The 7,342-nt window shown below is 71.1% G+C and carries 8 protein-coding genes; all 8 read left to right on the plus strand.

The window, feature by feature from the left end; genetic code table 11:
• The 8 genes from WH85_RS35610 to WH85_RS35645 are packed head-to-tail and all read left to right on the plus strand — an operon-like array spanning position 1 to position 6,829.
• Positions 1 to 678 (plus strand): alpha/beta fold hydrolase, encoded by a 678-nt coding sequence (locus WH85_RS35610; RefSeq protein WP_045746508.1) that lies wholly within the window; start codon positions 1 to 3, stop codon positions 676 to 678.
• Positions 675 to 1,676 (plus strand): ABC transporter ATP-binding protein, encoded by a 1,002-nt coding sequence (locus WH85_RS35615; RefSeq protein ID WP_045746509.1) that lies wholly within the window; start codon positions 675 to 677, stop codon positions 1,674 to 1,676. Before WH85_RS35610 ends, WH85_RS35615 begins: the two co-directional genes overlap by 4 nt.
• Positions 1,673 to 2,671 carry an ABC transporter ATP-binding protein gene (locus WH85_RS35620; protein WP_045746510.1) on the plus strand — a complete coding sequence of 333 codons (999 nt, stop codon included), beginning with the start codon at positions 1,673 to 1,675 and terminating at the stop codon, positions 2,669 to 2,671. Before WH85_RS35615 ends, WH85_RS35620 begins: the two co-directional genes overlap by 4 nt.
• Entirely contained in the window at positions 2,668 to 3,429 is a 762-nt protein-coding gene (locus WH85_RS35625; RefSeq protein WP_045746511.1) for an amidohydrolase family protein, read from the plus strand. Before WH85_RS35620 ends, WH85_RS35625 begins: the two co-directional genes overlap by 4 nt.
• A gap of 11 nt (positions 3,430 to 3,440) precedes the next feature.
• Positions 3,441 to 3,869: a cytidine/deoxycytidylate deaminase family protein gene (locus WH85_RS35630; protein ID WP_211275548.1), complete on the plus strand. Its 429-nt coding sequence runs from the start codon at positions 3,441 to 3,443 to the stop codon at positions 3,867 to 3,869.
• A 25-nt stretch (positions 3,870 to 3,894) separates the two neighbouring features.
• A complete protein-coding gene (locus WH85_RS35635; RefSeq protein WP_045746522.1) occupies positions 3,895 to 4,671 on the plus strand; it encodes a creatininase family protein in 777 nt (258 codons plus the stop codon).
• An 11-nt stretch (positions 4,672 to 4,682) separates the two neighbouring features.
• Positions 4,683 to 5,318, plus strand: coding sequence for a cyclase family protein (locus WH85_RS35640; RefSeq protein WP_211275549.1), 636 nt, complete (start codon positions 4,683 to 4,685; stop codon positions 5,316 to 5,318).
• Positions 5,318 to 6,829, plus strand: coding sequence for a gamma-glutamyltransferase (locus WH85_RS35645; protein ID WP_045746512.1), 1,512 nt, complete (start codon positions 5,318 to 5,320; stop codon positions 6,827 to 6,829). The genes WH85_RS35640 and WH85_RS35645 overlap by 1 nt, the downstream gene beginning before the upstream one ends.
• The last annotated feature ends 513 nt before the right edge of the window (positions 6,830 to 7,342 follow it).

Here is a 7,342-nt window from a genome sequence, read left to right on the forward strand (position 1 = left end):
ATGCATATCGTCCTCGTCCACGGCGCCGGCGGAACCCCCACCACCTGGCAGCAGGTCGTGCCGCTGCTGACCGCCGCAGGTCACGCCCACACGCTGGTGACCAACCCGATGACCTCGCTGAACGACGACGTCGCGCACACCCGGTCGGTGGTCGACGCGATCGACGGCCCGGTGCTGCTCGTCGGCCACTCGTACGGCGGCGCGGTGATCACCAACGTGGGCCGCCACGAGCGGGTCGCCGGACTGGTCTACGTCGCCGCGTTCGCCCCGGACGAGGGCGAGACCGTCAACGGCATCGTCGAGGGCTACCCGCCGGCCGAGGTGTCCAAGTACATGCGCCGCGGGCCCAACGGCGAGTGGCACTCCGAGCACACCGAGGAGTACTGGAACGAGATCGGCTGGGACGTGCCGCTGGAGCAGCGGGCGGTCTGGGACACCGAGTCCCGGCAGAGCGACAACCGGATCTTCACCCAGCCGACCGGCGAACCGGCGTGGCGTACCCGCAAGACCTGGTATCTGATCGCCGCCCAGGACAAGACACTGAGCACGGTCGTCCAGCGCGACATGGCGGCCCGGGCCAAGGCGATCACCCGCGAGGTCGAGGGCAGCCACTTCACCCCGCGGGTGCACCCCTCGGCCGTCCTGGCGGTCATCGAAGAAGCCCTGGACGCCCTGTGAGCGACGCCCTGCTGGAGATCAAGGGGTTGCGCGTCGAGTTCGACGTGCCCGCCGGCCGGCTGCCCGCGGTGGCCGGCATCGACCTGACACTGGGCCGCGGCGAGATCCTCGCCCTGGTCGGCGAGTCCGGCTCGGGCAAGTCGGCACTGTCGATGAGCCTGGTCGGCCTCAACCGCGGGCCTCGCGCGCACATCAGCGGCGAGGTCCTCTTCGGCGGCCGGGACCTGGTCGCGGCCGGCGAGAAGGAGCTTCGCGACGTCCGCGGCAAGGACATCGCGGTGGTCTTCCAGGACGCACTGGCCGCCCTCAACCCGACCCAGAAGGTCGGCGACCAGGTCGCCGAGATGATCCGCACACACCGGAAGACGACGAAGAAGGCGGCCTGGGCGCGGGCCGAGGAGCTGCTCGGCGAGGTCGGCATCGCCAACCCCCGCCAGGCCGCCCGCGCCTACCCGCACCAGCTCTCCGGCGGCATGCGGCAGCGCGTGATGATCGCGATCGGACTCGCCAACGACCCGTCGGTGCTGATCGCCGACGAGCCGACCACCGCCCTGGACGTCACCATCCAGGCGCAGGTGCTGCGGCTGCTCAAGAAGCTGCAGACCGAGCACGGCACCACCATCGTGCTGATCACCCACGACCTCGGGGTGGTGGCCGAGGTCGCCGACCGGGTCGCCGTGATGTACGCCGGCCGCATCGTCGAGCAGGGCACCCGCGACGAGGTGCTGTTCAGCCCGCAGCACCCGTACACGATGGCGCTGCTCAACTCGGTCCCCCGGGTGGACGGGCCGGCGCTCGACCGGCTCCCGGCCATCGCCGGCAGCCCGCTCACCGGTGTGACACGCCCTTCGGGCTGTGCCTTCGCACCGCGGTGCTCGTTCGCCGAGGACGCCTGCGACTCCGCGGTTCCCCAGCTTCTTCAGCGGTACGGGCAGAGCGGCCACCTGGACGCCTGTCTGCTCGACGAGGCGGCCCGCCGCCGGGAGGTGGCCCTGTGACGACCCCCTTGCTGGAGATCGAGAAGCTCCGGGTCGAGTTCTCCGGGTCCGCGGGGCGGCGCGTCCGCGCGGTCCGCGACGTCGACCTGACCATCTACGAGGGCGAGACGCTCGGACTGGTCGGCGAGTCCGGCTGCGGCAAGTCCACCCTGGGCCGCAGCATCATCCGGGTCACCGAACCGACCGGCGGCGCGATCCGCTACCTCGGCCACGACATCACCCGGCTGCGCGGCACGGTCTTCCGGCAGACCCGCGCCGACCTGCAGATGGTGTTCCAGGACCCGTTCGGCTCGCTGAACCCGCGCCGCACCATCGGCGACAGCATCGCCGAACCGCTGCTGCGGGCCCGCGGCGCCACCCGCGCCGAGGCCCGGGCGGCCGTCGACGACCTGCTCGACCAGGTCGGGCTCGGCCGGGAGGCGGCCGGCCGGCGCCCGCACGAGTTCTCCGGCGGCCAGCGCCAGCGCATCGGCATCGCCCGCGCCCTCGCCCCGTCACCGCGGTTCGTGGTCGCCGACGAGCCGGTCTCCGCCCTGGACGTGTCCATCCAGGCCCAGGTGATCAACCTGCTCTCCGACCTGATCCGCGACCGCGGCCTGACCATGCTGTTCATCTCGCACGACCTCGGCGTGGTCCGGCACATCGCGGACCGGATCGCGGTGATGTACCTGGGCGAGATCATCGAGATCGCGTCCCGGGACGACTTCTTCGCCGGCCCCGCACACCCGTACGGCGAGGCTCTGCTCTCCAGCGTGCCGGCGCTGTCCGCGGCGCCCGCGCGCGAACGGATCGAACTCACCGGCGAACTCCCGGACCCGGCGGACCCGCCGCCCGGATGCACGTTCCACACCCGGTGCCGGTACGCGGTCGACGTGTGCCGCACCGAGGCCCCGGCGCTGCGGGAGGTCGCGGACGGCCGTCAGGTCCGCTGCCACCTGCCGCTGATTCCCGTCTCCGCTCTCTCCACAGCCTCCCCTGTGAAAGGCACCTCATGATCATCGACGCGTACAACACCACCCAGGACGTCCGGGGTCGCTCGGACTACCTGACCGGGGCGCGGCCGGGCCAGGCGCCGCCGCCGTACACCCCGTTCGACCCGAAGCGCATCCTGGACCGGATGGACGCGGCCGGCGTCGACATGGCGATGGTCTGCTCGCTGGCCCAGCGCATCGAGAACGACTTCATCGCCGGTCTCGTCAAGGCGCACCCGGACCGGCTGTTCGGATTCGGACAGGTGATGCCGCAGGCCGACGACGCCCTGGACGAGATCGCCCGGATGAAGGATGCGGGCCTGGTCGGGCTGAAGCTGCACCCGTCGCTGCACGGGTACCACGTCGCCGACCACGGCCTACTCGACCCGGTGTTCGCCAAGTGCGCCGAGCTTGGCATGCCGATCCTGATCAACGCGCTGGACGACTCGTTCTGCGCGCCGCTGGCCATCGAGGAGATCGCGAAGGGCTTCCCCGAGGTGCCGACGATCATCGCGCACATGGGTGCGGTGTGGAACGTGCCCGAGGCGATCATCGTGGCCGAGCGCAACCCGCACATCTACCTCGAGACGTCGGCGACGCTGATGAGCGACGTCAAGCGGGCGTACGCGCGGCTCGGCGCCAAGCAGATCCTGCTCGGCAGCGAGTGGCCCGGCTCCGACTTCGACCTGGAACGCTTCAAGATCGCGAAGGCGATCCCGGACGAGGCCGACCGGGCGCTCGTCGAGGGCGGCAACATGGCCCGCCTGCTGGGGTTCCAGTGACCATCACACCGGTGACCGCGCCGGCGACCATGCCGGCCGAGGACGTGGAACTGCTGCGCCGGGCCGAGCAGCTGCTCGGCGAGGTGTGGGTGTCCGGCCGGCACGAGGTGGCGACGGCACTGCGGGCCGCGGACGGCAGCATCCACACCGGGGTGCACGTCGAAGGCTCCTGCCGGCGCAGCTCGATCTGCGCCGAAGGGGTCGCACTCGGCACCGCCCGGGGCGCCGGCGTCCGCCTCGGTGACGTGGTCAGCGTGGTGTCCGTGCAGATCAAACCGGCCGACACGTTCCGGGTCATCGCCCCGTGCGGAGTGTGCCGCGAACTGATCAGCGACTACAGCCCGGCGGCGACCGTGTGGCTGACCTCGCCGACGGACGACACGGTCGTCGCTTGGCGGGCTCTCGAACTGCTGCCCGAGAAAAGCCGGCGGGTGTGGTGAACCTCTTTCGTGGATGGAGAGCGCGATGAGCGTACAAAATGACGGTTTCAATGTTGATGGTGTGCCCTTGCGGTGGGAGGAGCAGACCTGGCCCGAAGCCGCGGAGAGCCCCGACGCGGTGATCATCCCGGTGGGGGCGATCGAGCAGCACGGCCCGCACCTGCCGCTGAACGTGGACACGGTGATCTGCCAGGCCGTCGCCGAAGGCGTCTCGGCGCTGACCGGAGTGCCGGTGATCCCGCCGCTGGCCTACGGCGTGTCCGGCTCGCACGGCGACTTCGCCGGCACCGTCGCGCTGCGGCCGGAGACCCTGATCGCCATGATGGAGGACGTCATCGACTCGCTGCACGCCTCCGGGGTGCGGCAGTTCGTCCTGCTCAACGGGCACATCTGGAACAACGGCGCGCTCGACGTGTCGGCCGAGAAGCTGCGCGTGCGGCACAAGGACTCCCGGATCCGGGCGATCGGGTACGTCACGATGTATCCCGGGCCCGAGGTCAACGGCCACGTCCAGTACGGCCGGGGCCTGATGCACGCCAACTTCTTCGAGACGTCGGTGATGCTGCACCTGCGCCCCGACCTGGTACGCATGGACAAGGCCACCTCGCACCGCGACGTCGACTCGTTCTGGGACTACCGGATGGACCAGGTCAGCGACACCGGCGTCTGGGGACGCGACGTCGCCGACGCGAACCCTGAGCACGGCAAGTCCGAATTCGAACGCTGCGTCCGCACCACCGCCGAGGCCGTCGCCGCCGCCGTCCGCGAACCCTGGCCGTCCTCCGCGCACCGCCCCCACTGAAAGGACCCGCTGTGGAGATCTTCGACATCACCCTCCCGATCCACCCGGAGATGCTGCACTGGGGCCGCAAGCCCGAGGTGGAGATCGTCGAGTCACTGGCCAACGGGGACGCCTCCAACGTCACCCGCTGGCGGCTCGGCGCGCACACCGGCACACACGTGGACGCCCCCGCCCACTTCGTCGACGGCGCCACCCCCGTCGACAAACTCGACCTGCACTCGCTGGTCGGGCCGGCGATCGTCGCCGACCTGACCGCGGTCACCGGCGACATCAGCGTCGACGACCTGGTCGCGGCCGGGGTGACCGGCGAGAAGCGGGTGCTGCTCAAGACGTCCAACTCGGCCGGTCCGCTGAAGGAGGTCGACCGGGCGCCGTCCTGGGTCGGCCTCTCCCCCGAAGCCGCCCAATGGCTGATCGCGCAGGGTGTCGAACTGATCGGCATCGACTACCTGACGATCGAGAGCCACACCCGCACCGAGACCTGGGACGCCCACCACGTGCTGCTCGGCGCCGGGCTGATCATCCTGGAGAACGCGGACCTCGACGGGGTGCCGCCGGGCGCGTACGAACTGGTCTGCCTCCCGGCGAAGCTGGTCGACTCGGACGGGTCGTTCGCCCGCGCCATCCTCATCAAGCGAGACGCCTGATGGTCGTGGCCGCGCCGGGCTCCGTTGCGGTTGCCGCGCCTCATCCGGCCGCGGTGGACGCCGCCCGCGCGGTGGTGGCCGCCGGGGGCAACGCCGTGGATGCGGCGCTGGCGGCCGCGGCGGCACTCACCGTCGCCTATCCACATCAGTGCTCGGTCGGCGGCGACCTGGTCGCGATCATCCGCCCGGCCGGCGGTGCCGCCCAGGCAGTACTGTCGATCGGGGCGGCCGCGGCGAACGTGGACGTGGCCGCGCTGCAGGCAGCCGGTCCCCGGATGCCGTTCGGCGGGCCGCACACCGTCACCGTGCCGGGCGCGGTAGCCGGCTGGGCAGCACTCGCTTCTCTCGGCGCCCGCCTGCCGCTGGCCACCCTGCTCGAACCGGCCCGTGCCCTGGCCGCTGACGGCGTGCCGGTCAGTCCCGGCCTGCGCAGAGCGATCCTCAACCGGATCGACGTGATCCGCGCCGATCCGGGGTTGTCCGCCCTGCTGCTCTCTCCGTCGGGCGACCCGGTGGACGTCTTGGTCCAACCCGCGCTGGCCTCGACATTCGCCGCACTGGGGACAAATTGGAAGTCGTTCTACCGCGGACACCTCGCACACCAGCTGGTCGACGGGCTGGCACGGCTGGGCAGTCCCCTGGCGGTCACGGACTTCGCGGCACACACCGCAGCCCTGGAGACCCCGCTGTCGGCGGTCATGGACGGCGTGACCTGGTACGCGGCTCCCCCGCCCGTACACGGCGCCTCCTTCCTGGCGATCAACGGATCGTCCTCGCTGCTGACCGACGCCCGCCGAGCACAGCTGGCCCGAGACGCACTCCTGGGCGATCCCCGCAACGGCCCGATCGACCTCGACGGCCTGCTGCTGCTCTCGCCCACTCCCTTGCCCGGGTCCGCTTCCGATCAGCCGAAGCCGGCCGGGGACACCGTCGCGGTAACCGCGGTGGACAGTGCGGGAACCGCGGTGACGCTGATCCAGAGCGTCTTCCAGAGCTTCGGCGCCGGCATCCTGGAACCCTCCACCGGCATCGTGCTGCACAACCGAGGCTCGTCGTTCAGCCTGGAACCAGGACATCCCGGACTGATCGGTCCCGGAGTGCGGCCTCCGCACACGCTGTGCCCCACCCTGGCCGTCTCCGGCTCGGACGTGGTGGCGCTGGGCTGCCAGGGCGGCCGAGCCCAGCCATGGATCCTGGCGCAGGTAGCCAGCGACGCCGTCACCTCACCCGACCTGCCCGCCCTCCTGGCGCGTCCGCGATGGATCATCGGGGCGCGGGAGATCGGGCGCGACACGCCTACCGCGCTTCTTGAGCCGGGTACGCCGGAAGCCGAAGCCCTCACCACCGCGGCCGAGGCGGCCGGGCTGGTTGTGGAATACACGGCCGGCCCCCACGACGACGCAGGCCACGTCCAGGTGTCCCGGCTGGCCGGCGACACCCTGTCCGCGGCGACCGACCCCCGAGCCGACGGCGTAGCCGCTGTCCTCCCCGGAAGGTCCCTGTCCCCTTGATCCCTTGATCCCTTGATCCCCTGATCCCCTGATCTCGCTGAACTCCCGTGGTTACCGGCCGGCTGACCCCCAGCAGGTCTCCGGAATCCACGGGCCCCGGGTTGTGGTGAGTTGCGGCCCCTCCACTCCGCAACTCACCACACCCGAACAAGTCCCCCACCCAACACAGATCAGTTGCTCCCAACCCGCCCCAGAACCCGAACCGCTCCCAGAACCCGGACCACCCCGGTCCCGAGCCGGGACCGGGACCGGCTCGGAACCGGGACCGGCTCGGAACCGGGACCCAACCACATGATCGGGTGCACCCACCACCGGTCCGGAAGCACAGGGCGGCAACCGCACCCGATGAGCTATCCGGTGCACCCACCACCCAAAAATGGGCCGCACCCGCACCCGATCACGCCATCGGGCGCGACCGACCACCCTTCGAGGACGGTGCCCGCACCCGATCAGGTATCGGGTGCACCCACCCACCCCGCCCGGCACCACAGGCCGGCAACGGCACCCGATAGC

The organism is Actinoplanes rectilineatus, assembly GCF_000962825.1.
Taxonomy (GTDB): Bacteria; Actinomycetota; Actinomycetes; order Mycobacteriales; family Micromonosporaceae; genus Actinoplanes; species Actinoplanes rectilineatus.

Excerpts from the sequence above, each read along its gene's own strand:
- WH85_RS35625 (WP_045746511.1), top strand. The coding sequence starts at position 2,668 with ATGATCATCGACGCGTACAACACCACCCAGGACGTCCGGGGTCGCTCG.
- WH85_RS35610 (WP_045746508.1), top strand. The coding sequence starts at position 1 with ATGCATATCGTCCTCGTCCACGGCGCCGGCGGAACCCCCACCACCTGG.
- WH85_RS35645 (WP_045746512.1), top strand. The coding sequence starts at position 5,318 with ATGGTCGTGGCCGCGCCGGGCTCCGTTGCGGTTGCCGCGCCTCATCCG.
- WH85_RS35635 (WP_045746522.1), top strand. The coding sequence starts at position 3,895 with ATGAGCGTACAAAATGACGGTTTCAATGTTGATGGTGTGCCCTTGCGG.